At 39.8% G+C, this 26,105-nt stretch carries 23 protein-coding genes, 2 pseudogenes and 1 other annotated feature; of the genes and pseudogenes, 17 read left to right on the top strand and 8 right to left on the bottom strand.

Going from position 1 to position 26,105, the window contains the following annotated elements; all coding sequences use genetic code 11:
• Window positions 1–68 precede the first annotated feature (68 nt).
• The 3 genes from MHB44_RS11510 (at window position 69) to MHB44_RS11500 (ending at window position 1,581) form a co-directional block, all read left to right on the top strand.
• On the top strand, window positions 69–389 hold the full coding sequence (locus tag MHB44_RS11510; protein ID WP_341299251.1) for a DUF1033 family protein: 321 nt from the start codon (window positions 69–71) through the stop codon (window positions 387–389).
• A gap of 225 nt (window positions 390–614) precedes the next feature.
• Window positions 615–815 carry a cold-shock protein gene (locus MHB44_RS11505; protein ID WP_004230088.1) on the top strand — a complete coding sequence of 67 codons (201 nt, stop codon included), beginning with the start codon at window positions 615–617 and terminating at the stop codon, window positions 813–815.
• 274 nt (window positions 816–1,089) lie between these two features.
• Complete coding sequence (locus tag MHB44_RS11500) at window positions 1,090–1,581, top strand: DUF1232 domain-containing protein (RefSeq protein ID WP_341299250.1); 492 nt, start codon at window positions 1,090–1,092, stop codon at window positions 1,579–1,581.
• A 54-nt stretch (window positions 1,582–1,635) separates the two neighbouring features.
• On the opposite strand, the gene MHB44_RS11495 is transcribed toward MHB44_RS11500, so the two are convergent.
• Together MHB44_RS11495 and MHB44_RS11490 are read right to left on the bottom strand one after the other, a co-directional pair.
• Window positions 1,636–2,460, bottom strand: coding sequence for a serine protease (locus MHB44_RS11495; protein ID WP_341299249.1), 825 nt, complete (start codon window positions 2,458–2,460; stop codon window positions 1,636–1,638).
• A gap of 58 nt (window positions 2,461–2,518) precedes the next feature.
• Window positions 2,519–3,157 carry a hypothetical protein gene (locus MHB44_RS11490; protein ID WP_341302891.1) on the bottom strand — a complete coding sequence of 213 codons (639 nt, stop codon included), beginning with the start codon at window positions 3,155–3,157 and terminating at the stop codon, window positions 2,519–2,521.
• A 172-nt stretch (window positions 3,158–3,329) separates the two neighbouring features.
• Between MHB44_RS11490 and MHB44_RS11485 the strand changes: the two genes are divergently transcribed.
• The 3 genes from MHB44_RS11485 (at window position 3,330) to fabF (ending at window position 5,702) form a co-directional block, all read left to right on the top strand.
• The gene (locus MHB44_RS11485) at window positions 3,330–3,800 is read left to right on the top strand and encodes a DinB family protein (protein ID WP_341302890.1); all 471 of its coding nucleotides are present in this window, start codon (window positions 3,330–3,332) and stop codon (window positions 3,798–3,800) included.
• An 80-nt stretch (window positions 3,801–3,880) separates the two neighbouring features.
• A complete protein-coding gene (locus MHB44_RS11480) occupies window positions 3,881–4,438 on the top strand; it encodes a TetR/AcrR family transcriptional regulator (protein WP_053994831.1) in 558 nt (185 codons plus the stop codon).
• Between the two features lie 28 nt (window positions 4,439–4,466).
• Window positions 4,467–5,702, top strand: coding sequence for a beta-ketoacyl-ACP synthase II (gene fabF, locus MHB44_RS11475; RefSeq protein WP_341302889.1), 1,236 nt, complete (start codon window positions 4,467–4,469; stop codon window positions 5,700–5,702).
• 84 nt (window positions 5,703–5,786) lie between these two features.
• On the opposite strand, the gene MHB44_RS11470 is transcribed toward fabF, so the two are convergent.
• The gene (locus tag MHB44_RS11470) at window positions 5,787–7,391 is read right to left on the bottom strand and encodes an ATP-binding cassette domain-containing protein (protein ID WP_053994833.1); all 1,605 of its coding nucleotides are present in this window, start codon (window positions 7,389–7,391) and stop codon (window positions 5,787–5,789) included.
• 466 nt (window positions 7,392–7,857) lie between these two features.
• Here MHB44_RS11470 and MHB44_RS11465 point away from each other — a divergent pair, with 466 nt between their 5' ends.
• The 5 genes from MHB44_RS11465 (at window position 7,858) to recQ (ending at window position 16,186) form a co-directional block, all read left to right on the top strand.
• A complete protein-coding gene (locus MHB44_RS11465; RefSeq protein WP_341302888.1) occupies window positions 7,858–9,741 on the top strand; it encodes an FAD-dependent oxidoreductase in 1,884 nt (627 codons plus the stop codon).
• Window positions 9,742–9,816: 75 nt separating this feature from the next.
• Window positions 9,817–10,036: a binding site (T-box leader), on the top strand.
• Window positions 10,037–10,080: 44 nt separating this feature from the next.
• The gene (argS, locus tag MHB44_RS11460; RefSeq protein ID WP_341302887.1) at window positions 10,081–11,754 is read left to right on the top strand and encodes an arginine--tRNA ligase; all 1,674 of its coding nucleotides are present in this window, start codon (window positions 10,081–10,083) and stop codon (window positions 11,752–11,754) included.
• A 130-nt stretch (window positions 11,755–11,884) separates the two neighbouring features.
• Complete coding sequence (locus MHB44_RS11455; protein WP_341302886.1) at window positions 11,885–13,063, top strand: MFS transporter; 1,179 nt, start codon at window positions 11,885–11,887, stop codon at window positions 13,061–13,063.
• A 251-nt stretch (window positions 13,064–13,314) separates the two neighbouring features.
• Window positions 13,315–14,403, top strand: coding sequence for a hypothetical protein (locus MHB44_RS11450; protein WP_341302885.1), 1,089 nt, complete (start codon window positions 13,315–13,317; stop codon window positions 14,401–14,403).
• A 7-nt stretch (window positions 14,404–14,410) separates the two neighbouring features.
• Window positions 14,411–16,186, top strand: a complete 1,776-nt coding sequence (recQ, locus tag MHB44_RS11445; protein ID WP_341302884.1) for a DNA helicase RecQ — start codon at window positions 14,411–14,413, stop codon at window positions 16,184–16,186.
• A gap of 268 nt (window positions 16,187–16,454) precedes the next feature.
• Here the strand turns inward: recQ and msrA are convergent, their stop codons facing one another.
• A complete protein-coding gene (msrA, locus tag MHB44_RS11440; protein WP_341302883.1) occupies window positions 16,455–16,976 on the bottom strand; it encodes a peptide-methionine (S)-S-oxide reductase MsrA in 522 nt (173 codons plus the stop codon).
• A 120-nt stretch (window positions 16,977–17,096) separates the two neighbouring features.
• Between msrA and MHB44_RS11435 the strand changes: the two genes are divergently transcribed.
• The 3 genes and pseudogenes from MHB44_RS11435 to MHB44_RS11425 form a co-directional block, all read left to right on the top strand.
• The gene (locus MHB44_RS11435) at window positions 17,097–18,047 is read left to right on the top strand and encodes an LCP family protein (RefSeq protein WP_341302882.1); all 951 of its coding nucleotides are present in this window, start codon (window positions 17,097–17,099) and stop codon (window positions 18,045–18,047) included.
• Window positions 18,048–18,112: 65 nt separating this feature from the next.
• On the top strand, window positions 18,113–19,312 hold the full coding sequence (locus tag MHB44_RS11430) for an AI-2E family transporter (protein ID WP_341302962.1): 1,200 nt from the start codon (window positions 18,113–18,115) through the stop codon (window positions 19,310–19,312).
• A 99-nt stretch (window positions 19,313–19,411) separates the two neighbouring features.
• Window positions 19,412–19,600: pseudogene (locus MHB44_RS11425) on the top strand (cupin); the annotation flags it as partial.
• A 251-nt stretch (window positions 19,601–19,851) separates the two neighbouring features.
• Here the strand turns inward: MHB44_RS11425 and MHB44_RS11420 are convergent.
• Entirely contained in the window at window positions 19,852–20,253 is a 402-nt protein-coding gene (locus MHB44_RS11420; protein WP_053994841.1) for a hypothetical protein, read from the bottom strand.
• 301 nt (window positions 20,254–20,554) lie between these two features.
• On the opposite strand from MHB44_RS11420, the pseudogene MHB44_RS11415 reads away from it, so the two are divergent.
• Window positions 20,555–20,711: pseudogene (locus MHB44_RS11415) on the top strand (cupin); the annotation flags it as partial.
• 52 nt (window positions 20,712–20,763) lie between these two features.
• Here the strand turns inward: MHB44_RS11415 and MHB44_RS11410 are convergent.
• Entirely contained in the window at window positions 20,764–21,939 is a 1,176-nt protein-coding gene (locus MHB44_RS11410; RefSeq protein WP_341302881.1) for an aminotransferase class I/II-fold pyridoxal phosphate-dependent enzyme, read from the bottom strand.
• Between the two features lie 332 nt (window positions 21,940–22,271).
• Here MHB44_RS11410 and MHB44_RS11405 point away from each other — a divergent pair, with 332 nt between their 5' ends.
• Window positions 22,272–23,078, top strand: coding sequence for an AAA family ATPase (locus MHB44_RS11405; RefSeq protein WP_341302880.1), 807 nt, complete (start codon window positions 22,272–22,274; stop codon window positions 23,076–23,078).
• Window positions 23,079–23,223: 145 nt separating this feature from the next.
• Here MHB44_RS11405 and MHB44_RS11400 read toward each other — a convergent pair whose 3' ends face one another.
• Entirely contained in the window at window positions 23,224–24,018 is a 795-nt protein-coding gene (locus MHB44_RS11400; protein WP_341302879.1) for an enoyl-CoA hydratase/isomerase family protein, read from the bottom strand.
• Between the two features lie 295 nt (window positions 24,019–24,313).
• Between MHB44_RS11400 and MHB44_RS11395 the strand changes: the two genes are divergently transcribed.
• Window positions 24,314–25,189 carry a site-specific integrase gene (locus MHB44_RS11395; RefSeq protein WP_341302878.1) on the top strand — a complete coding sequence of 292 codons (876 nt, stop codon included), beginning with the start codon at window positions 24,314–24,316 and terminating at the stop codon, window positions 25,187–25,189.
• Between the two features lie 43 nt (window positions 25,190–25,232).
• Here MHB44_RS11395 and MHB44_RS11390 read toward each other — a convergent pair whose 3' ends face one another.
• The gene (locus MHB44_RS11390) at window positions 25,233–26,087 is read right to left on the bottom strand and encodes a transglutaminase family protein (protein WP_341302961.1); all 855 of its coding nucleotides are present in this window, start codon (window positions 26,085–26,087) and stop codon (window positions 25,233–25,235) included.
• Window positions 26,088–26,105: the final 18 nt, after the last annotated feature.

Below are 26,105 nucleotides of genomic sequence, written 5' to 3'. Positions count from 1 at the left end.
ATGTATAATAAGGTAATGATAGCATAATACAGATAGTTTTAATAGACATTTCAGGTGGCTTTGCTAAAATGAACATATCTTATGACAGCAAGGAATGGACAAATATGTATACAATTATTTATATGAAAGCCGATTATGAGCCTTGGTGGAAATTTGAGGGCTGGGAAGCTTTTATTCAAACACAAGATACATTTGAAACAAAGGAGCTATTTGAGCATGCCTTACAGCAAAAATTAGCACACTTTCGTTCAATCTACGATAATGAAGCAATGAAGGAAGGGCAGTATTGGGCTTTTTGGTCGGAGCATGAAAGCTTTTACTGCGAGGCTTGTGATGATGATGCACAAGTTTATCATGGCATTATTGCTTGTAAGCGAGAAGTACTGTAAAATAATTTTGAAAAAAACTTTAAAAAAAGTCTTTTCTTTATTTGACAAAATTATGAATGGCGGTTATACTTAGGTTAACAATTTAATTGCTTCACCGGAAACATGAATTCACATATTACAAAAAGTGATCGCGTTAGTTCGGTACTCTTTGTAATATGTGAATTTTTTTCATTCGCTGAAGAAATTACATATTGTTCACTTTTATTTTTTTGGAGGTTTTCTTAAATGAAACAAGGTACAGTAAAATGGTTTAACTCAGAAAAAGGTTTTGGATTTATCGAGGTTGAAGGTGAAAACGACGTATTCGTACACTTCTCAGCTATCCAAGGCGAAGGTTTCAAAACTCTTGACGAAGGTCAAAAAGTGGAATTCGAAGTTGTAGATGGCAACCGCGGACCACAAGCTGCTAACGTAACTAAACTTTAATTCACAATAATTAAAATTACTTTCGTTAAACACCAGACATCCTATGCAAATAGGATGTCTTTTTTGTATTATTTAGAACTTTAAGGATTACAAATCTTAATTTAGGTTAAATATAAAGTAGCAGTGGATAGCAATGCTAAAATGACGGATAGGCTTACTAAAGTGACGGATAGCCCCGTGAAAGAAGCGGATAGTGCTGCAAAAATGGAGGATAGCTGTAAAAGAAGTGGATAGCCCCGCCAAAATAATGGATAGCTTGCAAAGAAGGAGGCAGATGAATATGAATACTGTAGAAAAAACACCTGATGAACAGGAGCAGCAAGATTTTTATCAGAAACTACGTACAAAATTAGTAGCTTATCTTGGATCAAAAAAAGGAAAGAGCAATAAATTTACTCCGTATTTAATGTTTGTGCCTGATTTATTTCATTTATTAATTAAAACCGTAACTGATGCAGGTGTGGATAAAAAAAGTCGTGCGTTAATCGGAGCATCCATTGCGTATTTTGTGCTGCCACTGGATCTGATGCCAGAAGGACTGTTGGGCTTTGGTGGTTATTTAGATGATGTTGTGCTAGCAACTTTTGTGGTAAATACGATCATCAATAAATTGGGGCCAGACGTAGTAGAGAAGCATTGGACAGGGGATGACAAGCTTTTACATGTGCTGCAAAAGGTGGCCGAAGTGAGTGATAAGGTGGTTAGTAAAATCCCTGTTAAATCGCCAATCGCTCAGTTTGTCAAGCAAGAGAATAAAGATAAATAATATTATTATGTAAAGCAAAAACACCCTTAAAAAATGAACCTGTGATAAGCAGGTTCATTTTTTATGTTGCTCTTCTAATAAATTCCGGAGCTGTTGTACAGGTACAAACAGACCGACGCGTCCCACGGGCTCATATTTCATCGTTGCAAAGATCACCCCAATGACTTCGCCCTGTTGATTGATTACTGGGCTACCACTATTTCCTCGATAAACAGGTGCTTTTAGCATCATAACAGGCTCCTGCCAATCCTCTAATTGAATGGCTTCAAGTAATGTCCCTTCATTGGCAATGCCTGTGAAGGAAAGTGGGTTCCCAATAAAATAGACATGTTCATCTGCAGAAAAAGGTGGATCTTCTGCAAGAGGAAGGTAGGGGAGTTGCTCAGCTTCCACCTGTACGAAGGCTATATCTACGGCTGGATAGCTCTCGATTAACGTTGCCTCCATTAACCCCTCATCAGGAAAGACGACAGATAATGTTGTAGCATCTCCTACTACATGGGCATTGGTGACAATCAGACCATCAGGAGAGATAGCAAAACCAGTGCCTTTACTGGAGCCTGTCGAAATTTCAACGACTGCCTTTTTATAGGTTTGGATATCCTCTTGTGCCGAGAGTCGCGTTGAAGCCTTCAAAAATTCAATTGCTGGTATGGAATAAATTTGAAAAATTAGGGCAAACGTATTGAAAAACAGCACCAATGCCATGCCCCATACGATCCAGCGTACAAGAGGCTTTTGTTTTTTTGGCTTTTTTCCATAAATGCGTTCTTCTCGCGCCTGTGCTAATGCTTTTTGCTGTTCCTCGAGTACAAGTTCAATAAATTCTTCTTCCGTTAATTCATCTTGCTTTGGTGTTGCGTTATGTATATCACTCATTGATTGGCCTCCTTTGCTAAAAAACAGACGCCCAAGCAGGACGCCTGTTTTCTTTCAATTATTCTATTTTTTGCAAGGTTGATGTCACAACAAATGGCTCATCTTGTTCTGTTTCCATCGTATCCTCTTTACGGATTAGACCAATATCCTTTGCAAAATATTTGGTTGTGGTCATTTGATCTTCAGTGCGGCTTAGCTGGATGACATCTTGATAGACCGTTGTGCCTGTATCGACAGTAGCGGTCGTTGATTCAATGGTCCAACCTTGGAAGCTCATCCCGACTTGTAATGGCTTTTGAAGTATGGTTTCCAGTACAGGATAGGAAGCTACCTCTGCTGCACTTGGCATGCTTGGATTGCTGTCAACAGGTTCTCGATAGATAAGATCAATGCTTGTATCCGTTATGCGATAGATTTTTAATAGTGTTACACCACCATTATCCTCTATTTGTGCGATATGCTGTGTATCGAGATAGCTAGTTTTTAGTGTGAAGCTGGCAAATTCATTTCCTTCCCCTTGAAAAGAGGCGACGGATCCATCAGGTGGAAAATAGGATAGAAGTGACGTTTGATCTTGTGCCCCTGATTGCTTATCCTCCACGGATGGTGTTGGCGATGGCACAGGCTCTTCTTGGACCTCTTCACGACAGCCAGCAAGTAAAAATGCAAGAGAAAGTACTAGAACATGGTATCTCATAGGCACACTCCTTTGCTATTTTCTTTCATTATACGTGAAGGGAGTGTGTTATACGAATGAAATAAGATATTTATCTTATAATAATATTATGTAAACTATATAGTAGAAACTTGTAACAGAATGGAAAATTAACTATGATAGAAATGAAGTTAAAAAAATGGGGGGCAAAGATATGTATAGACAAGTAGATGATTTTTTACAAGAATGGTCGAATGCATCGCAAGGAACCTTACAAGTATTGCAGGCTTTAACAGATGACAAGCTAGAGCAAAGCATTGTAGAGGGTCACAGTACACTTGGCTGGTTAGGCTGGCATTTAGTAGGAGCAGCAGGTTATTTTAGCTATCTTGCAGGCTTAAAAGTGCCGTCGATTCGTCAAGAAGATCCTGTGCCGACGACTGTGGCTGAGATCGTGACAGCCTATGAAAACGTTGCAAGCGGTATTAAAGAGGAAGTGGCAAAGCTTTCTAATGAAGATTTACTAGAGATCGTAACAGGCTTTACAGCACCAATGCCAAAAGGGGCTTTATTACGTGTATTAATCGATCATCAAACACACCACCGTGGACAAATGACGGTCCTGCTACGTCAAGCAGGCTTACCAGTACCTGGTGTGATGGGACCAACAAAGGAAATGCAATAACCACGCAAGCGGCAGATATATCGTTTATCTGCTGCCTTTTTTAAATTGACACTTACCTACTAGTAAGTTAGTATAAAGCCATGACAAATAGAAAAATGCAAATTATAGAATTAACATTGAAGAATATTCAGGAAAAAGGTTTCACATCATTTAGTTATGAGCATTTAGCAAAGGAGCTTGGCGTTACGAAGGCAAGTATTCACTATCATTTTGAGAAGAAGGGAGATTTAGGGATCGCTGTTTGCGAAAGAATTCAGCAAGGGTTAGTGGGGGCTTATACACTGATTAAGGAGTCCACTATGCCAGCTGAGGAAAAGCCTTTTGCCTTTATTATGCAGCGAGTAAAATTCCTTGAGCAAGATGGTGTTTGCCCTATCTCAGCTTTACAGGCAGACTATCAAGAATTACCGCAACCGATGCAAGAAAAGCTTCAGCAGCTTAGCCAAATGGAAATCGATGTTTTTGTAGAGCTACTGAAAGATGCTAAACAACAGGGCGCACTCCAAGCCACTAATGATTTGGAGGCACTAGCTGTATTCCTTATTTCAAGTACGAAAGGGGCATTACAATACAAACGCGTTTTAGGAGAAGCGTTCTTTCTCAAAATGCTGGCGCAATTACAGGAATTGTTAAAATAAAAAACGAAAACAAAAAGGAGCGATGTACATGGTACGAAGAGTCGTAGTTACTGGATATGGTGTTGTTTCCCCGTTAGGTAATTCAGTATCAGCCTTATGGGAGAATATTAAAGCAGGACAATCAGGGATTCATAAAATTCAAGCGGAGGCATTCAGCGGTATTAATACGCAAATTGCTGGGATGATTACAGATTTCGATGCCATGCAGTATATGGATAAAAAAGAAATCAGTAAGTATGATTTATTTGTACAATATGCTGTTGCCGCTTCCCAACAAGCCCTGACACAAGCCAATTTAAATATGGAGCAGGTGGATAAAGAGCGTTTAGGCGTTTACATTGGCTCAGGCATCGGGGGCATTGATACAATTTTAGAAAATCATCAGGCTATGCTTGATAATGGGCCTAGAAAGGTGTCACCATTTATGGTGCCGATGATGATTAGCAATATGGCTGCAGGAATACTAGCAATTAAAACGGGCTTTAAAGGGCCAAGCTTTTCACCTGTTTCAGCCTGTGCGACAGGAAATCAAGCGATTGGAGAAGCGTTCTTAGCGATTCGGCATGGCTATGCGGATGGTATTTTAGCAGGCGGAGCGGAGGCACCCATCAATCCACTTGGCTTTGCAGGTTTCTCTCGTATGAAAGCCATGTCTACTAGAAATGATGAGCCAACAAAGGCTAGTCGGCCATTCGATAGCGAGCGCGATGGCTTTGTCATGTCTGAAGGGGCTGGCATCGTGTTGCTAGAGGAATATGAACATGCTAAACAACGGGGTGCAATAATTCTTGGTGAAATTGTCGGCTATGGTGTCACAACAGATGCTCATCATATTACAGCACCTGATTTTACGGGCGCTGCCAATGCCATGAAGCTGGCATTAAAAATGGGTGATATTGATGGCTCAGCTGTCGATTATATCAACGCACATGGCACAAGCACACCAGAGGGAGATAAATCTGAAACGAAGGCTATTAAACACGTTTTTGGTGACCATGCCTATCAACTAAAGGTTAGCTCCACAAAATCAATGACAGGGCATCTCTTTGGCGCGGCTGGTGGGATCGAAGCTATTATTACATTGAAAAGTATAATGGATAGCATTATTCCACCAACAATTAATTATGAAACACCTGATCCAGCGTGTGATTTAAACTATGTACCAAACGAGGCACTGCAGCAACCTGTCAACATTGCGCTATCCAATGGCTTTGGCTTTGGTGGCCATAATGCTGTGCTAGCGTTTAAAAGGTTTGAGGAATAAAATACTCTATCATAATGCCCTGCAATGGTATGTTAAATAAACAAAAAATCCTCTGCCAATAATTTCAGGCAGAGGATTTTTCCATTAGCTTAAGCCTTGGCTGTCTTTCCACTCTAAGAATTCATCATAGGTTAATTGCTTATCTAAAATCGAGCCGTCTTCACGGATTTCGATGACACGGTTAGCAATAGTTTGGATAAACTGATGGTCATGTGATGTGAAAATCATCGCGCCTTTGAAACGAATTAAGCCCTCGTTCAATGCTTGGATGGATTCAAGGTCAAGATGGTTCGTTGGTTCATCAAGTAAAATAACGTTTGCTGTCGCAAGCATCATTTTCGATAGCATACAACGTACTTTTTCGCCCCCAGAAAGAACAGCAGGGGATTTCTTCACTTCTTCACCAGAGAACAGCATGCGTCCTAGGAAGCCACGTAGGAAGCTCTCTGTTTCATCATCTGGAGAATATTGACGAAGCCATTCTACTAATGATTTCTCAGAGCCTTCAAAGTATTTATCATGGTCGTTTTCGAAGTAGCTTTGCGATGTTGTCACACCCCATTTAAATGTGCCAGCATCCGCTTCTGTTTCTTCCATTAAAATATCGAGAAGCGCTGTTTTTGCCATTGGGCTACCTAGTAAAACAATTTTATCTTCTTTGTTCATCGAGAAGCGAATATCCTTGAATAATGTTTCGCCTTCATGACTCGCAGTAAGACCATCCACTGTTAGGACATCATTACCGATTTCACGACCAATTTGGAAGTTGATAAATGGATATTTACGGCTTGATGGTCTAATATCATCCAGCTCGATTTTATCCAGCATTTTTTTACGAGATGTTGCTTGCTTGGATTTAGAAGCATTGGCAGAGAAACGTGCGATAAACGCTTGTAATTCTTTAATTTTTTCTTCTTTTTTCGCATTTTGGTCTTGTGCCATTTTTTGCGCTAATTGAGAAGATTCATACCAGAAATCATAGTTCCCTACATATAATTGGATTTTAGAGAAGTCCAAATCCGCAATATGTGTACATACTTTGTTTAAGAAATGACGGTCATGGGATACAACAATAACTGTATTCTCAAAGTTAATGAGGAATTCTTCTAACCATTGAATAGCCTTTAAGTCAAGGTGGTTGGTAGGCTCATCGAGTAATAGCACATCAGGCTGACCAAACAGTGCCTGTGCAAGTAATACTTTGACCTTATCAGAACCTTCAAGATCGCCCATTAGCATGTAATGAAGATCATCTGAAATACCTAAACCGTTTAACAATGTTGCTGCCTCTGAGTCAGCTTCCCAACCGTTTAGCTCCGCAAATTCGCCTTCTAGCTCTGCTGCACGCATACCATCCTCATCTGAGAAGTCTTCCTTTGCATAGATAGCGTCTTTTTCTGTTTTCACATCATAAAGGCGTTTATTCCCCATAATCACTGTGTCGAGCACTGTATGCTCATCGTATTCGAAGTGGTTTTGTTTCAGGACAGATAGGCGCTCGTCCTTACCCATTGATACGTTACCTTCTTGGGCTTCAATTTCACCAGAAAGGATTTTTAAAAATGTTGATTTACCAGCACCATTTGCCCCAATTAAACCGTAGCAATTCCCCGGTGTGAATTTTATATTTACGTCTTCAAATAGTTTACGATCGCCATAGCGAAGACCTACATTACTAACTTGAATCATGCAAGTTCCTCCTTTTTTCACAATGGCTCTAGTATAGCATGAAATATGTTCCATAGTCTATAAACATTATTAAATCAAGGTTTGGCGTTCTTTTCACTATTTTTATGACACATAAATTGAATAAAGGTACAATAAAAATTTTTTATCTGTAACTTTTTACGAGAAGAAGACGTCTATTATGTCAGGTGATTGACTGTTCTTGAAAAAGAATGGAAACATTGCATCATTTTCCATTGCCTATTAAACGTAGTATCAACTAAAATGGAGGCTGACTGTTTTTACTTCGGATCACTTGACATGTTTCGACCACAAAGCTATTTGGTGAAATTTATTACTCCCTCACTTTTATACCAATAGCTAAACAGCAAACAAACCCTTTCGTGAATACATCGCAAATAAAATAGAGTAATGGAAAGAGTGGTTACATCAGCTTATTCATGGAAATATTAACTATAGGAGGTGTTTTATGGGCAAGAAAATATTGTGGGTAGCCGCTACGATTATTGTTATATTATTGGGGCTGGGTGCCTATTATTATATTAAAGAAATGATAAGCGAGCGGGCCTATCAGCAATTAGTAGAGGCATATCAAAAGCCAGTACCCATACAGGATATTGAGGAACAATATGATGTGATTGTCATTGGTGGCGAGCCAGAGGGCGTTGCGGCTGCGGTAGCTGCGGCACGAAATGGCGCAAAAACATTACTGGTTGAAAAAAGAGAAGAATTAGGTGGCTTATTTACATACGGTATGCTCAATTTTCTTGATATTCCACGCGATGGTAATAATCATTCCCTCAGTGAAGGCATTTTTAAAGAATGGCATAAGCTTGTGAAAGGCAAAGATGCTTTTGGGATTGTAGGAGCAAAGGCAGCCTTTAAAAAGCTTGTTGATGAGGAGCCAAACTTAACATTGTCCGTACAAACAGAGGTCATCAAGGCGAATCTCAATCAACAGCAATTAGCCTCTGTGACATTAAAAAATGAATTTGGTACATATGTTGTAGCAGGTAAGTCATTTATTGATGCGACACAGGATGCTGATTTTGCGACGATGGCAGGTGTTCCTTATTTTGTTGGTGGTGAGGACATTGGTATTAAGGATAAGCGTATGGCAGTAACGTTAATGCTGCATTTAAAAAATGTGGATTGGGATCAAGTGAAAGCAGCAGCCAACTCCGATGTATTTGGTGGTGCTAACTTAAACGCCAGCGTGATGTGGGGCTTTACAAAGCTTCATGATGAATACAAGCCTCTTCAAGAGGGAGTAAGATTACGAGGCTTGAATTTAGCACGCGTGGATGATGAATATTTTATTAATGCCTTACAAATTTTTGGTGTGGATGGCTTGAGTGAACATTCCAAGCAAGCTGCTATTATAGTAGGGAAAAAAGAAACGGAGCATATTTTACATTATTTACAGGAACACTTCCCAGGGTTTGAACAGGCTGAAGTTGTGAGCTATCCAGAGGAATTATATGTTAGAGAAACAAGACATATTTGGGCAGAATATCAATTACCAATGGCTGATATTTGGACGAACAGCGATCATTGGGATAGCATTGGCATTGCATCCTATCCCGTCGATGTTCAAGCGCAAACACCACACGATTATGGCTATGTTATTGCTGCACCAAAGCAATACGCCCTTCCATTCCGTTCACTTGTACCAAAGGACATTGATGGCTTACTTGTAGTTGGACGTTCGGCTGGTTATTCTTCACTGGCAGCAGGAAGTGCACGTATTGTGCCAACAGGAATGGTGGCAGGGGAAGCGGCAGGCACAGCAGCAGCTCTAGCCCTTGAGCATACTATAAGCTTTAGAGAAATGAGCCAGGACAAAGATCTAATTGCTTCACTGCGAAAGCAACTAGCTAAGCAAGGCGCATATGTCGATGCCTTTTCTGTTGATTATCCATATCAAGGAGAATGGTATGATGAGGCTCTTCAAACATTAATCAATTATGGCCTTGTGGTAGGTGGCTATGATAATGATTTAAACGTAGATAGTAAAGCAACAAAACTAAAATTTGCGAAAACATTAAAAGAAGGCATGTTACGTGCCTATCCAGAAAATGCTACCAATATGCGTGATCAGCTAGAAATTGTGATTAATAAAGTGTACAGCACAGGGGATGAAGCAATCACACGTGATGAAGTGGCACAATATTTAGCGGATGTACTGATTGGTGAATCGGATGCAACAAGTTGGGATACGTTGATCGATAAAGGGATTGTAACAGAAAAAGTGGCTGATAAAATCAAGGACAATAAGAAACTGAAATTAAAAGAAATGTATGCGATTATGGCAGATGCTATTCGCTATGTTGAAAAGGAACGTTCCTCTTAATGAGGGGCGTTTTTTGCCAAACGATAAAGGGTTGACGCCAAAAAGAAAGTCCTGTAATATATGTCAAAATCATAGAAAAATTCGATGAAAAAGAGAGTAATTGATGGGATGACTGGCAAGCGAGTTAGGGATGGTGTGAGCCTAATGCAGGGACCATGAATGAAGCGCACTTTGGAGAAGATTCTCGAACAAGTAGTAGAGAATAGCGGGGCGTCACCTCGTTAACAATGGAAAGTGGTCATGTCACATGGCAACTAGAGTGGTACCACGGGATTATCATGCTCTCGTCTCTAATTTTAGAGGCGAGGGCTTTTTTATTTGGACAGGAGGAGAATCAAGATGAATAAACAAATCGCGGACAGTATAGCAGTCGCATTAAATCAACAAATAACAGGAGAGGAAATATTGTCATTATTAGAAAAACCAAAAAGCTTGGAGCTAGGGGACGTGGCTTTTCCATGCTTTACCTTAGCAAAAGTGTGGAAAAAGTCTCCACAAAGTATCGCTGCACATATAGCAAGTCAATTAAACCATGACAGTATCCAGCGTGTGCAAGCTGTTGGAGGCTATGTCAATATTTTTCTAGCTCAAGAAAAGGTGACGCAACAGGTGTTAAGCAAGATTCTGCGCGACAAGCAACAATATGGCACTATGCCAACAAAGATGGAAGCAGTCGTCTTGGATTTTTCCTCTCCTAATATCGCCAAGCCTTTCTCGATGGGACATTTACGTTCAACGGTCATCGGTAATGCCTTAGCGTATATAGCAGTGAAAAATGGATATCAGGCCATACGTATCAATCATTTAGGGGATTGGGGTACACAGTTTGGGAAGCTGATTGTAGCCTACCAGCTTTGGGGTAATGAACAGGCCATTTCAGCGTCACCGATTGAGGAGCTATTAAAGATTTATGTGAAATTTCATGAAGAGGCAGAGCAAGACCCAACGCTCAATGAACAGGCTCGTGCCGCCTTTAAAGCATTGGAGGACGGTGATGCAGAGGCACTGGCGTTGTGGCAATGGTTCCGAGATGTGTCATTAGTAGAGTTTCAAACAATATATGAGCTGTTAGGAATTGATTTTGATGCCTTTACAGGTGAAGCTTTTTACAATGACAAAATGACACCGGTTGTGACAGAGCTAACAGACAAAGGGCTCCTCGTGGAATCAGACGGAGCGTATGTTGTGGAGATGGGGGAGATGCCTCCATGTTTAATAACGAAAACGGATGGGGCCACACTTTATGCAACGCGTGATTTAGCAGCCGCCCTGTATCGCCAACAGCACTACCAGCCCGAAAAGATGTTCTATGTCGTTGGTAATGAGCAATCCCTCCATTTTAAACAACTTTTTCAGGTCATCGAAAAAATGGGCTATCCTTGGGCAAAAAATCTGCAGCATGTCCCATTTGGCATGATGCTTAAAGGTGGCAAAAAAATGTCGACTCGTAAAGGCAAGGTGGTGTTATTAGCAGATGTGCTAGCAGAGGCTATAGCGACAGCACAGCGTAATATTGAGGAGAAAAATCCTCATCTTCCAAATAAAGAACGAGTAGCACAGCAAGTGGGCGTTGGAGCAGTAATTTTTAATGATTTAAAATACCATCGCCTAAACGATATTGAATTTTCAATTGAGCAAATGATGAATTTTGAAGGGGAAACAGGACCATATGTGCAGTATACGTATGCGCGTATTTGTTCCATTTTAGATAAAGCAAATGCACCAACTCAAGATATGACGATCACACCATTAGGAGAGCAGGCTTGGCCGATTATCTTATTATTAGAACAGTTTCCCAAAACGGTAGGCATGGCTTTTGAGCAGGCTGATCCGTCCCAAATAGCGAAATATGCCTTACAACTAGCACGTTTATTGAATAAATATTATGCACAGCATAAAATATTAGCTGACGATGAACAACAAGCATCTCGTCTTGCACTATGTCGTTGTGTTGCGATTGTCTTAAAAGAATCATTAGCGCTATTGGGTATTGAATCACCTGAAAATATGTAATAAAAAAACAGCCATCTTCAAGCAGATGGTCCAATGATTGACCGTTTATAGAAAACATGGTAAAAGGATAAAGTAATGAATAAACTCTTTCAGAAATGAATGTTGCGTGACAGTAGAGAGGATCAAACAAATGGCTAAAAGGCAATGGACTATCTCACTCATACTTATGGTGGTAAGTATATTTTTTGTTGCACTCAATATGAGACCAGCAGTAACAGGGATTGGACCACTATTTAATGTACTAATGACATCCTTACATGTCTCCAGTACAAGCATAAGCTTACTTACATCTATCCCTGTTTTTTGTATGGGATTATTTGCCTCCCTTGCTGTACCGCTTCAACGCAAGATTGGCACGAAATCAGCCATCGCGCTCTTATTGGTTATCCTTATCCTAGCCAATGGGCTACGTTTTTTACAGGAAAGCTATCTCTTGCTAGTTATGACAAGCTTTGCTGCAGGCTTGGCGATTGCGATAATGGGTCCTATTTTAAATGCCTATATCAAGAACAAATTTCCCCAACGTTTTACAACCGTTGTGGGCATTTATTCATTTGGTATTGGCGTAGGTGCTACATTAAGTGCCGCCTTAAGCGTGACCTTTTATCAGAGCTTTGGTAATAGCTGGACGGTTGCCCTTGGAATTTGGGCTTTACTTGCTGTGGTGGCACTAGTGATATGGCTGTGGGCGATACCAGCGCAAAGCAATGAGCAGCTACAAAGGATCACAACGATTGAACATGCCCGTAATCCATGGACATCAGGACGTGCTTGGGCAATTTTACTATACTTTGGTTTACAAACATCGCTGTTTTTCTCAATGATGGCATGGCTTACACCGCTCTTGCAGGATAAAGGCATGTCACTTGAAACAGCAAGCGTCATGCTAACGTTTATGTCCATTGTGCAAATGCTTGGTAATATTGCGGTGCCACTACTTATGGAAAAATGGCAAAGTCGGACGGTATGGTTACTAGCACTTGGCTTTGTAGGATTGATAGGCTTTACGCTCCTATGGCTTATGTCAGGTGCTTATTTGTGGCTGGCTGTTTTATTAATCGGCATTGTGTTAAGTGGGCTATTTCCCATTGGCCTGTTATTACCGCTTGACGAAGCCAAAAATGATCTGGAGGCTAATAGCTGGTCATCGATGGTGCTATCAGGTGGCTTTATGTTAAGCGCCATTATTCCGATGATAATTGGGGTTTGCTATGATAGAACAGGCAACCATACATGGACGTATATAATCTTTTTAGGATTGATGGTGGGCATTATCGCCACGACAGGACTGTTAAGAAAAAATAGATGAAAAAGACATGTGGCATAGTGCACATGTCTTTTTTAATGAATATTATTTTATGATGAGGTGCTCGTTCAATTCTCATAGCAAATTTTATATTCCGTAAATAATAATAGGTAGAATGAAATAAATTTAGAATGGTTACTGCATTTTTCTAATACTTAAATATAAATAATATTATTATGTAAACTTGAAACATCCTAAATCCTTGATTATGATAGACAGGAGAGAATGTTACTATAGAAAGTTTTGGTGAACGTATGTATAAAAAAAGGCTTATAGTCGGTGCAGCTATGTTATTGTTAACAGGCTGTGATAAGGGATCCTCTGAGCTAAACAATGCAGAGTTACAAACAACCGTGACGACGAAGCAAGCACAAAAAATAGTGCCAGAGGTTAAGGTTATCGGTGAGTATGGTAGTGGTGCAGGTATCATTATCAAGCAACAAGATGATCAGCTATATATTTTAACAAATGGTGCACTGGTTGCATCGAAACCAACTGCTCTTGTTCAATTTGGTCAAGACAAATTAGTGGCAGCAAATGTTCATTTTATGTCAACCGCTTATAATGTTGCTCTTTTGCAGGTATCGTATAAAGCACATGTGCGAGTCCCGAAAATCTATGAAGGTGAGCTATCTCAGTTGGCCGTTTATGTGAATGGCTCACCTTATACAATCCAACAATATCAGGACAAGATCGCCGCTTACTATATTGATGCGCAAGAAGCTTTACCTATAGGAAGCCCTGTGATGGAGGCTGCTAGTGGGGCTATTGTTGGTCTTTATTTTAAACGTCAACAGCAGGGGAAATCACAGCCATACATACTGCCTCTAAAGGAGCTTCAATCACTGATGGATCAATGGATAGAAGAGAGTATGAAAGCTAGTGTGCGATTATCTCAATCCAGAAATTTATATCCGTATATTGAGCAGGGCGATCAAGAAGCTGTACAGCAAGCTATCGATCATTATGGTGAAAATGTGTTTGCGTATAATACAGATGAAATCAAGCTCTTTTTAGAGGTGTTCCATAAGTATTTAAAGGGAGCGGTAGCGATACAGGATGCCAGCGTTATGCAGCCAATCGTAGGCACAGAGGATTTACAAGATACCTTGGCTGGTATGGTTGCTTACTATGCCTCTAAACAAGCAAAAATACATTTCTCTGACACGGACATTCAGAATATTCGCGTAGAGGGACAGCATCTCCTAGTGCAAGCGAAAACGGAATATATCTTGACAAATGCAGCAGGACAGGAGGCTTTGGCTTATTCTACGGTCCTGTATAAATTATCAAAAAATGAACAAGGCGAGTACAAGCTACTACATCTAACAACCGAGGAGTGAACATTCTATGGAGCGAGCAAGACAAATGCTACAGCATCATTTTGGCTACGAAAACTTTCGCCAAGGCCAAGCGCAAATTATTGAGCAAACATTACACGGGCAATCAAGCCTATGTGTGATGCCAACAGGTGGAGGAAAGTCGATTTGCTATCAAATTCCTGCGCTAATGCTTGAAGGGCTAACGATTGTTATTTCCCCGCTGATTTCATTGATGCAGGATCAGGTAGAGGCGTTACGCACTGCCAATATTCCTGCTGCCTATATTAATAGTACATTGACAGCACAGGAAGTGGATGAAACGATGCAGCTTGCAAGTGTTGGCTATTTAAAGCTCTTGTATATTGCACCAGAGCGCCTGGATAGCACAGCCTTTTTACAGGCGCTGTCACATGTTGCTGTGCCACTGATCGCAGTAGATGAGGCACATTGTATTTCACAATGGGGACATGATTTTCGCCCAAGCTATCGATCGATTCAAAAGCTTGTTACCCTATGGCCGCAAAAGCCCACTGTTTTGGCACTAACAGCTACAGCTACGCCAACGGTTTGTGAGGATATTCGTCAACTATTAGAAATTGATGAACAAGCAACGGTGATAACAGGCTTTGCGCGTGAGAATTTAGCGCTTTCAGTGTTAATTGGTGAAAATAAAGAGCGCTATATTAAAAATTATTTACTGAAAAATAGCCAAGAAGTGGGCATTATTTATGCTGCTACACGCAAGGCAGTAGACGCCATTTATGAGATGCTTCAACGTGCAGGCGAAGCGGTTGCAAAATATCATGCGGGGCTGTCAGAGGATTTGCGGATGCTGGAGCAGGAGCGGTTTTTAAAGGATGAGGCACGGATTATGGTAGCGACAAATGCCTTTGGAATGGGCATTGATAAAAGCAATGTGCGCTTTGTCCTGCATTATCACATGCCGCGCAATATGGAAAGCTATTATCAGGAGGCAGGCAGAGCTGGGCGTGATGGCTTACCAAGTGCTTGTATTTTACTATATGCCTCAGGAGATGTGCAAACACAGCGTTTTTTAATCGAACAGGCTCAGGACGAGACACGTATCCCCCAGGAATTGGCAAAGCTACAAACAATGGTCGATTATTGTCATACGGAGGGCTGCCTGCAAAATGCGATTTTAGCGTATTTTGGAGAGATCCAAGAGCAGCCCTGTGGTCGCTGTAGTAATTGCAATGATGGACGAGCCGTAACAGATGTCACAGAGGATGCACAGAAGGTATTAGCCTGTGTTGTGCGCATGGGGCAAAAATTCGGTAAGACCATGGTGGCACAGGTCTTAATTGGTTCTAAAAATCAAAAAATTACTGACTTTGGCTTTGCGCGTCTATCCACTTATGGTTTATTAAAAGGGCAGTATTCTTTGAAGGATGTGTCAAGCTTTATTGAATTTTTAATTGCAGAAGGCTTATTAGCCGTGAAGCACGGTACATATCCAACTATTTATGTGTCGGCGAAGGGCAAGGAGGTACTGCTTGGGCAGCAGCAGGTTATGCGCAAGGAGGCAGTGGTCGTTCGCCAAATTGCAACGAATGACCCACTATTTGAGCATTTACGTGTGCTTCGCAAGCAAATTGCCGATGAAGAACGTGTGCCACCATTTGTAGTATTCTCAGATAAAACATTGCGTGAATTATGTGATAAAAAACCAAGCCAGTTGGAAGAGCTACGCCATGTGAGCGGCATTGGTGAGGTGAAATTTGACAAGTATGGCAAACGCTTTTTCGAAGCATTGCAAGCTTTTTTAGCAGGAAATCCTTTATAGCAGGCTAGCTAGGAAGTTGCATCCATAATATTTTTACCCTGAGGAGCCCTTTATGCTTAGGATTGTTGGCAAGCGGGCTACTATGCAATCTTATTTTTTCATTGTAAGCTCTTTTCTTAATAATTATTGAATATAAGGTTAGCTAAAACATTTTTATGTTTCGCATTTTTTGATATAGAAAGAGTACTTTTGCAGCTCTATAGATTGGATTAATCGTATGATAAAAGCCTTATTTCCCTTTGATAATCGAGAGAAATAAGGCTTTTATTTATTGATCCCAATGCTTGGCAATAAAGGCATCACGACCAGAAATAGCGCGGTCTTGCTGATAATGTTCAGCTTCCTTTTTATAATAATCTTGATGATAGTCTTCTGCTGGATAGAAGTGTTCGGCATCACGAATTTTGGTTACAATAGGTTTATCAAAGCGTCCGCTACTCGCCAGCTTTTCCTTGGAAGCTTCTGCAAGGCGCTTTTGCTCAGCTGTATAAGTAAAGATGGCCGTTGTATAGGATTCGCCGCGATCATGGAATTGGCCGTAAGCATCCGTTGGGTCAATTTGCATCCAGTAAATATCAAGGAGCTGCTCATAGCTAAAAATCGCTGGATCAAATTCAATTTCTACGACTTCTACATGACCAGAAGTCCCTTTTTTGACATCCTCATATGTAGGATTTTCAAGATGACCACCCATATAACCAGATGTTACTTTATGTATACCATCCCATTCAACGAACGGCTTGACCATGCACCAAAAGCAACCGCCCGCAAATGCAGCTTTTTCTATCATTTAAATCATCCTTTCTTTATGTGAACATTATTATAGCATTTGTAAAATAAAAAGGAAGATGAAACTTTCCAGCGACTCATTCGTTACATTAATTATTATAAAATAGAGGAGTTAGACAGTATGGAAGAGCAAGAATATACAAGACGCTCACAACGTCCCAGAAAACGTCGATTGCGTAAAGGAAGAGCCATTTTTACCCTATTGATACTCTGTATGATTGTGCTCGTAGGTTATTCTGTGATGCAATATCGCAGTGGCTTAAAGCTTGCCACTAATACCAATGTAATGCAGGAGAATTTTACGGGTGACTCGATAAAAGGCGATATCGAAAATTATTTAATATTAGGTGTGGATACACGCGGGGAGGAAAAGTCACGGACCGATACAATGATGGTATTATCGTGGAATAAAGCCAGTAATGATATGAAGCTTGTTTCCTTTATGCGTGATATTTATGCAGATATTCCTGGCTATCAGTCGTATAAGCTAAATACAGCCTACTACTTAGATGGTGTGCAATTATTAAAAGATACACTTACACATATGTTTGGGCTACCAATTCATCACTATGCTCTGATTGATTTTAAAAACTTTGAAGCATTGGTTGATATTTTAGCACCAAATGGGGTAGAGATGGATGTGGAAAAGGATATGTCTGAACATATTGATGTAGAGCTTAAGCAAGGTGTACATCGTCTAAATGGGCAGGAGCTGTTAGGGTATGCACGTTTCCGTCAAGATGCAGAAGGCGATTTCGGTCGTGTTGCACGTCAGCAAAAAGTTATAGAGGCCTTAAAAACGGAACTGTTAACGCCTACGAATATGTTGCATTTACCAAAATTCGTTGGAGCAGCACAGGGCTATATTACAACAGATTATTCATCTGCTGAGGAAATGCAGCAAGTGCTTAAATTACTATCAAAAGGCAAGGTCAACATTGAAAAAGCAACGATTCCGATTGAGGGTAGCTATCAATTCCAAAACTTTAGCCATGCAGGTGATTCGATTGTCATCGACGTGGAGCAAAACAAAGCCTTTTTAAGTGATTTTTTAGGTATTTCACTAGAGTAGATATTTCGCAAAAACCCGCATGATCCTGTACTATAAAGGGAGAGCATATGGATTGGGGTGGATATATGGAAAAAGAGAGACCAAAAGAGCGTTCAAACCTATTAGCAACCAAGTTTATTCGTTTTTTAGGTGGTAGAAACCTATTATTTACACTGGTGATTTTATTGCTAGTGGCATGTGTAATTTTTATGTTTAATCAAGTTTCCTTTATCTTTACCCCCCTTCAAGTATTATTTGAAGTAGTGATTTTGCCAGGGGTATTAGCTGTCATTGGCTACTATTTATTACGCCCATTGTTAGCGCTATTGGTGAGAGGGCGAATCCCAAGAATCTGGGGTATTTTACTGCTTTATATTGCTGTTATCGGTGTTATTACATTATTGGTTGTGTTGGTCTATCCATTTTTACGGGATCAATTCACTAATTTAGTCCAGGAGTTTCCTGAGTATTTTATGGCATTTACGCAAAATATTGTTGAATTCCTGAATCAATCACGCTTTAATGAATACTTAGATAAAATTAATATGAATTATGATGAAGTTGTGAATAATTTCACAACAGATATGATTGAAACAGTGAAAGATACGGCTGCGAATGTCGCACAGGGCGTAGCATCAGGTATAACAGGGTTCTTATCTACATTAACAGGTATTATTTTATCGCTTGTAACGGTGCCATTTATTTTATTTTATTTACTAAAAGAAGGCGAAAAATTACCGAAATTTATGCTGAAAATCTGTCCGCCTCGTATGCGTAAAGAGATGACTGATATTTTTCATGATATGGACAAGCAAATTAGCTCCTATATTCAAGGCCAAATTTTAGTCTCAATGTGCATAGGGGCAATGGTGACGATTGGCTTTTTAATTATCGGTATGAAATATGCACTACTACTTGGCTTTCTGGCAATGATTACAAGTGTCGTACCTTATCTAGGACCCGTTATTGCGATTACACCCGCTGTTATTATTGCGCTGGTAACATCCCCATTTATGCTTGTGAAGCTAGCGATTGTATGGACGATTGTTCAGTTAATCGAAGGGAAGTTTATTTCTCCACAAATTATGGGAAAATCACTAAGCATTCACCCGATTACGATTATTTTCGTGCTGTTAACGGCAGGCTCGTTATTCGGTGTGCCTGGTGTAATTTTAGGGATTCCAGGCTACGCTATCTTTAAGGTGCTTGTGACTCATCTATTTAAGCTCTTTAAACAACGTTATAACCGTTATGAAGATGATATCCATCAAAAATATGATGTATGATCAGCTACTGTCTCGTTGCAGTAGCTGTTTTTTGTTAGAAGAGAGGCCACTACTATGCTATTTTTTGATGAGATGCATAAAAAGGATGGGGAAGAGAGCATGTCATACATACCGATTAATATTCAAGAGAAATTAGCTAAATTTCAAGATCAGTGGGCACCAAAAGTAATTGCAGAAATGAATGATTATCAATTTAAACTTATGAAAGTGCGGGGCGATTTTCTTTGGCATAAGCATGAAGATACGGATGAAGTTTTTATAGTGATTGAAGGGAATTTAATCATTGATGTTGCTTTGAAATAAAGTTTGAGCAAAAATGCCTCGCAAACCCTTATTTTACGATAAATAAGAAGAATCCCTTTTGAAAAAAGATTGATCAAAAGGGATTCTTCTTTAGCAGTTTTAAGTTAGGTTTTATAAAGAAGTTTGATTATTTTCTACCTGTGTTGCTCCACAATCGCTCCCTGTTATGGAAGATCATATATTTTGTCTTATGTTATTTTATTATAGATGAGCACCCAGTAGCGAAAGAAGATTAATTATTGTTCAATTACAATTTCTCTTGCAGAGCATTGTGGTATTGCTGGTTGATTGCACTTGCTAAGATTAGCTTTTAATGTAACTGTTGTCTTTATGTCCTCAAAACGAACAGTTTCTTCGTTTTCATTATAAATTTTAGTGTTCTCTTTCGAAAAAACCCACATTTGTTCCGCCCTTTCATTTCCCATTTCTGTTAAATCTAATAATACTCCTTTATTCTCACTATCTACTTCGGTAACAATCCCTGCAATATCATAATTTTTATTCGTTACATCATTCTCGGTTGCTTCATTCTGTGTTGTAATATTATCATTGTTATTTTCGATTCCACTGCTTTGTTGGCAACCAAATAAACCAATTGATAAAAACAGAAAAGACAAAATTAAGCTAATTTTTTTCAATATCATCACTCCCTCATAAGATTTGACGAACATTTTTACTATCTGTTACAAAAATTATGTTTAACTTGTTCCATTATCCTGCACTATTAGCTTAAGTACATTCTTCACAATCAAACAGCTATATGAACTTAAATATTCATTTTTAATTGGAAGCCTTATTCCATTAAATGGCCCGTTTGTTGAATAAAAAAATCCTGCATATCAACACAGGATGTTTAATCAAACTTTAATATAAATTATCAATCTTTGTTTTAAATAATCGAACTTTTTTTAAGTGATTAAACTTTTTTATAAAACTACAATTGAATTCCTAGATGGTGAAGTGCGTTTAGGTGCAGGTGAAATGTTTGTTGTACCACGCAATGTGGAGCATAAACCTTACGCTGCTTCAGAATGTAAAATTATGTACTGGTGAAGAAAGAACAGCACAGACAGCAGAAAATGATGTCTGGCTTTAAAAATCATAACAAAACCCTTCTAGCCTGCAACGTTAGAAGGGTTTTTGTCTGATTAAGGTTGTGGTATTAATTGCACTTGCGCTAAGCGTTCGATTGCCTCTTGCAGCACCTCTTTTGGTTGTACTAATGCTAAGCGTAAATACCCTTGTCCCGCAGTACCAAATACGGTTCCAGGAACTGTGACAACGCCAGCTCGCTCAATCAATTGAAAGGCTAGTTCTGTACAGTCAATATCATACGGATATTTCGCCCAGACAAACATACCTCCCTCTGACGGAGCTGCTTCCCAGCCTAATGCTTGTAAGCCGTTCATAAGCGTTTTATGGCGCTCTGAAAAGGTTGCACGGAGATGGTCAGTCACTTCCTCCGCATGATCAAGTGCGACAACCGCTGCCTCCTGAATCGGCTCAAAAATCCCAAAGTCTAAATTAGATTTGAGTTGCTTTAACACAGCAATCATCTCCGCATTCCCTGCGATATAGGCAATTCGTGTTCCAGCAAGACTAAAGCTTTTTGAGAGGGAGTTAATTTCTAAGCCAACTTCTTTCGCACCTGGTGCAGCAAGGAAGCTAATTGGCTGATCTCCTGTAAAATAAAACTCAGAGTAGGCTGCATCATGCAACACCATAATATTGTATTTTTTGGCAAAGGCAATCACCTTTTCAAAATAGGCGAAAGATGGCATGGCAGGTACTGGATTGCCTGGTAAGTTTAAAATTAATAGCTTTGCTTGATAGGCAATTTCCTCAGGCACCGCGTCTAAGTCAGGTAAATAATCGTTAGCTGCTGTTAGGGGCATATAGTAAGGCGTTGCTCCAGCTAAATGAATGCCTGCATCATAGGCAACATAAGCGGGATTGGTAGAGAGTACAATATCGCCAGGGTCACAGAAGGCAATTGGTAAATGAACTAAGCCCTCCTGTGAGCCCATTGTTTGAATAATTTCCGAAGCGGGGTCTAAGTCAACATGGCTACGGCGCTTGTAGTAGCGGCTAACAGCTTCATAGAATCGCTGTGTACCTGTGAGCGTATAGCCGTAAGATGCTGCTAGGCTTGCTCGGTGGGATAGATGCTCACGAATTTTCGCATGTGGGGGGATGTCAGGGCTGCCTAGGCTTAAATCAATCATATGCATTCCCTTTGCTTGCTGTTGTTTTGCAAAGTTTTTTAAATCTCCGAAAATTGCTGGTGTAAATAATGACATTTTTTTAGATGGTATGATTTTCAAAACACGTACACTCCTTATTGTTCTATGAGGATTCCTATCAAAGAATAGTAGTTCACATTTTATCATACGAAAGCGTAGAAAGGGCAAGATATTCTGAAAAAAGAAAATATTTATTTAATAAAGAAAATGGTTGCATAGGCTAGCGAATTTTACGGTAGAGAAACCAAGTTTTTTAGGAGTGGACTTTCCGAAATAGCTAAACTTGTATTATACTAAATAGGAAAATTTCTTCATTTGGGGAGCTTGATGAGAACCGAGCAAGAGATATTTGACTTGATCTTAACAATTACACAGCAAGATACATCCATTTTTAAGAGAGGAGGAGAGTGCTGTTGAAAGTATATTCATTAAGTGGACCAAGCGGTACAGGCAAAAGTACCAGCGCGCTTGCCTTTGCGCATAAATTAGATGTCGAAGCCATTATCGATGATGGTTTACTGATTGTTAATGGTACAAGAGTGGCAGGTGTGTCAGCAAAGTTTGAAAAAAATACAATTACGGCTGTACGACGTGCTATTTTTACAGATGAAGTGCATCGGGAGGCTGTGAAGAAAGCGTTAGCTAGCTATCAGGTTCAGTCGATTTTAATTATTGGTACATCAAATAAAATGACCAATAGTATTGCAAAGCAGCTAGCATTAGGACCTATTGAGCAGTATTATGATGTGGGGGATGTTCGTTCCTCTAAGGATATTCAAAAGGCACGCTTTATTCGTCAAACACAGGGGAAGCATGTAATGCCTATCCCATATCGCCAAGTCGAGCAAAATTTTTTTAAGCGCTTAGTGCAAAAGGGTATAGAAATTTTTAGTCCTAAACGTGAGAAAATTGGTGAAACAACGATTGTGCGTCCTGATTTTCAGCGGGAATATATTGAAATTGGCAAGCAGGTATATGTTCAGCTACTAACCTATTGTTGTCGTAAGCAGGCCATTGTCCAGAAGGTGGAGCAGGTACAATTTATACTAGGCGAGCAGGTGCAAGCAATTGTGACGATACAGCTTAAGCTACCCATTGATTATCCATTAAAAGAACGCTTGCATGCCTTGCAACAAGCGGTCCAACAGGAGTTTTATCAGCACTTTGGCTATGAATTAGATGCAATTCATCTTCATGTCAAAACAGCTAAAAAACCATAAAAACAGGTACTCCACTCGCCAAATAAGCGAAGAGAGTACCTGTTTTTTTATCCTTCACATAGTTAGTCATGTGATCATAATAGCTCGAATTCTTTATCCCAATTTATATTGCCATTATTCTACGCCTCATATCGAAGCTTTTCAATTATTTTGGCTGACGCGTAAATTGGGGTTGACGCTTTTCAACAAAGGCACGGCAGCCCTCAGCAAAATCACTGCCAACAAAAGGAGTAGATCCTTGCCATAACACGGGTGCACTATCGAGGCATTCCTGCACAGATTGTTTCACAGCTAGCAACGATTCTGGCGACATGCCCGCAACCAGCTTGCCCATGCGAATCATATATTTATTTAAGTCTTTTTCTGCCACTAAGTAATTAAGCAATCCTAGCTTAAAGGCTTCCTCAGCTTTAAACATGCGTCCTGTAAAGACTAAATCCTTTGTGGTAGCGGGACCAACTAGCTGCACTAAGCGCTTGGCAAATTGATTATTTAATGTAATGCCTAATTTGCCAACGGGAATACCGAGCTTGGCTTTATCAGAGCCAATGCGAATATCACATGCTAAAGCGAGCTCTAGGCCTGCGCCCATCGCAGGTCCATTAATCACGCCAATCGTTGGCAGGGGAAGACGCTCAATCGTAGAAATGGTTTTTTCCATATGAAGAAACGCCTCCTCTGCTTTGTCGAGAGAAATGGCATTAAATTCTTTAATATCGGAGCCTGCTGTGAAGTTTTCACCTGAGCCGCGTAAAATTAATACTTTATTTTTAGGATTTTCTAATACTTGCTGAGCGATCTTTGCTAATTCATCCCACATATTTGCGGTTAACGCGTTTTTTGCCTGCGGGCGGTGAATGGTAATAATCGCTAGTCCAGCGGTTTCTTGATAAATAATTTTTGCATCTTCTGCTTCCAGTCGAGTTGTCCTTACTTGCATATCGGCAAAGCCTCCTATAGGTTTCGTTCATTTACTTATTATATAACACAAACAATAAAAAACGCGAAATTATCTGAATTCTACAAGGAAGCGGCATTTCTGAGTGAAAGCATGTCGCAAATATAAGAAATTGCTATAGGAACATAAGTTTCTTATTGCTGTGAGGGCATCCTAATAAAGAAATAGTTAAATACAGATTATCCGACATTACTATTTAATAAAATAATAGGAACAGACGCGCCCAAAATATAGTAAACTATAAATAATTTACGCATAGCAAATAAGGAGAAACTCTATGGTCACATTAAAGGAAGCATGGAATAGCTATTTATTATTGCTGCAATCATTGAAAAAAAGCGCTGCCACAAAAAAACAGTACAACATGGATGGGCAGCAATTTTTAACATTTGCTCATGAGAAAAACTACTTATATGTAGATCAGCACTTCAAAGATTTATTAGTCCTCTATTGTAACTATCTCAAGGAAACATACAGCAATATCAATACATTTAATCATAAAATCGCAACGCTTAGAGGCTTTATAGACTTTATTTTTTTACGTGAATGGCTGGAGCCTTTTGATTATCAGCATATTTTACAGCCGAAAAAACGGCAAAAAGAGGCACTTCAATTACTAACAAATAAACAGATTATGCAAATTTCCAATGTTTGGCCAACCTATTTTCAATATGCTAAAACAGCAGAACATGCGTGGCTGGCACGGCGCAATGGCTGTATTGTCCAGATGCTAATGGAAACAGGATGTAAGCCAGCAGAGCTTGTGCGCATGAAATGGACACATTTTAACTATGACGAATCATCCCTCTATATTGCCAATCGCAATGGACGGCGGGCCATCAAGCTATCTGCGTTATTAATGGATATGCTGGCACATTATCAAAAGGAGGCCGAGATGTTACACCAGCAGGAGGTGGGGGAATGGGTGTGGGTTAGCGAGGCAAGTCAGACAAAGCCAATTACGACCAAAACCGTGGAGCGCATTTTTCAAACCATCTCTCAGGAAATCGGGAAAAATGTCAGGGCAACGGATTTACGCTATACCGTTATGCAGAGGGCGTTTCAGCAGGAAAAAACATTGGAGCATATTCAGCAGGAGATGGGCTATGTGCGTAAATGGGTGCTAACTGAAAGACAGCAACGTTTTGAATAAAAATGTGCAGCAACCGCATTTTCGCCATTACTGCACATTTTTGTTATAAATGATTTAATGCTTTAACGCTTACCTTTACTGTTAAATCATGCTTACCACCTGTATAAACACCTTCAACGGGGCTTATATCACTATAATCACGACCAATGCATAAAATAATATGGTTTTCTAATACTTCCACATTATTTGTCGGGTCAAGACCAATCCAGCCAATACCAGGTATCATGACCTCCACCCAGGCATGTGTCGCAATATCACCGATAAGACCAGAATTTTCATCCACATATAAATAACCGCTAACATAGCGTGCTGGAATCCCTTTGGCACGCAGTACAGCCAGCATGACATGCGTAAAATCCTGACAAACGCCTCGCTTTAATGCAAATGCTTCGCTAGCAGTTGTTGTGACATCTGTTGCAGCTGGATCATAATCAAAGCTAGCATATAAATATTGCATTAAATTCAACGAAAACAGCACAGGATTTTCAGCATGACCAATTGCATGATAAACCTCCTCTAATTGCCGCTCTGACATAAATGTAAAATGAGTCGTCTTTAAATATGGTAAATAATGCTCATAAAATAGCTGTGAGTGAAAGATAGTCTGCATTTCAGGCGAATATTGAATACGCTGAATAAATGGTGCACGCTGAATACTAACAATAGAGGATGTATCAATCTCTAATGTTTGATGTTGCTCTGGAATATAAAAAGAACCAACTGTATTGCCCCAAATATCCGTATGCTCACGGGTCAGGGAAGATGGCGTAATGGCAATTCGATAGGATAATAATCGCTGACGCTCATCACTGCGCGGCTTTAAACGAATGGTATTTAAGCTTTGATCGACTTCAGACTCATATTGAAAAATATTTGTATGCTGAATTTCAAATTTCATTGTGTCCGCTTCCTTTTG

Origin of the sequence: Lysinibacillus sp. FSL H8-0500, assembly GCF_038051955.1 — a bacterium.
Lineage (GTDB): Bacteria > Bacillota > Bacilli > Bacillales_A > Planococcaceae > Lysinibacillus > Lysinibacillus macroides.
This window is presented reverse-complemented; position numbering and strand designations above follow the sequence as displayed.

Excerpts from the sequence above, each read along its gene's own strand:
- MHB44_RS11395 (WP_341302878.1), top strand. The coding sequence starts at position 24,314 with ATGGTCACATTAAAGGAAGCATGGAATAGCTATTTATTATTGCTGCAA.
- fabF (WP_341302889.1), top strand. The coding sequence starts at position 4,467 with ATGGTACGAAGAGTCGTAGTTACTGGATATGGTGTTGTTTCCCCGTTA.
- MHB44_RS11400 (WP_341302879.1), bottom strand. The coding sequence starts at position 24,018 with ATGCAAGTAAGGACAACTCGACTGGAAGCAGAAGATGCAAAAATTATT.
- MHB44_RS11470 (WP_053994833.1), bottom strand. The coding sequence starts at position 7,391 with ATGATTCAAGTTAGTAATGTAGGTCTTCGCTATGGCGATCGTAAACTA.
- MHB44_RS11495 (WP_341299249.1), bottom strand. The coding sequence starts at position 2,460 with ATGAGTGATATACATAACGCAACACCAAAGCAAGATGAATTAACGGAA.
- MHB44_RS11485 (WP_341302890.1), top strand. The coding sequence starts at position 3,330 with ATGTATAGACAAGTAGATGATTTTTTACAAGAATGGTCGAATGCATCG.
- MHB44_RS11455 (WP_341302886.1), top strand. The coding sequence starts at position 11,885 with ATGGCTAAAAGGCAATGGACTATCTCACTCATACTTATGGTGGTAAGT.
- MHB44_RS11480 (WP_053994831.1), top strand. The coding sequence starts at position 3,881 with ATGACAAATAGAAAAATGCAAATTATAGAATTAACATTGAAGAATATT.
- msrA (WP_341302883.1), bottom strand. The coding sequence starts at position 16,976 with ATGATAGAAAAAGCTGCATTTGCGGGCGGTTGCTTTTGGTGCATGGTC.
- MHB44_RS11505 (WP_004230088.1), top strand. The coding sequence starts at position 615 with ATGAAACAAGGTACAGTAAAATGGTTTAACTCAGAAAAAGGTTTTGGA.
- MHB44_RS11430 (WP_341302962.1), top strand. The coding sequence starts at position 18,113 with ATGGAAAAAGAGAGACCAAAAGAGCGTTCAAACCTATTAGCAACCAAG.
- MHB44_RS11390 (WP_341302961.1), bottom strand. The coding sequence starts at position 26,087 with ATGAAATTTGAAATTCAGCATACAAATATTTTTCAATATGAGTCTGAA.
- MHB44_RS11510 (WP_341299251.1), top strand. The coding sequence starts at position 69 with ATGAACATATCTTATGACAGCAAGGAATGGACAAATATGTATACAATT.
- MHB44_RS11465 (WP_341302888.1), top strand. The coding sequence starts at position 7,858 with ATGGGCAAGAAAATATTGTGGGTAGCCGCTACGATTATTGTTATATTA.
- recQ (WP_341302884.1), top strand. The coding sequence starts at position 14,411 with ATGGAGCGAGCAAGACAAATGCTACAGCATCATTTTGGCTACGAAAAC.
- MHB44_RS11435 (WP_341302882.1), top strand. The coding sequence starts at position 17,097 with ATGGAAGAGCAAGAATATACAAGACGCTCACAACGTCCCAGAAAACGT.
- MHB44_RS11450 (WP_341302885.1), top strand. The coding sequence starts at position 13,315 with ATGTATAAAAAAAGGCTTATAGTCGGTGCAGCTATGTTATTGTTAACA.
- MHB44_RS11500 (WP_341299250.1), top strand. The coding sequence starts at position 1,090 with ATGAATATGAATACTGTAGAAAAAACACCTGATGAACAGGAGCAGCAA.
- argS (WP_341302887.1), top strand. The coding sequence starts at position 10,081 with ATGAATAAACAAATCGCGGACAGTATAGCAGTCGCATTAAATCAACAA.
- MHB44_RS11490 (WP_341302891.1), bottom strand. The coding sequence starts at position 3,157 with ATGAGATACCATGTTCTAGTACTTTCTCTTGCATTTTTACTTGCTGGC.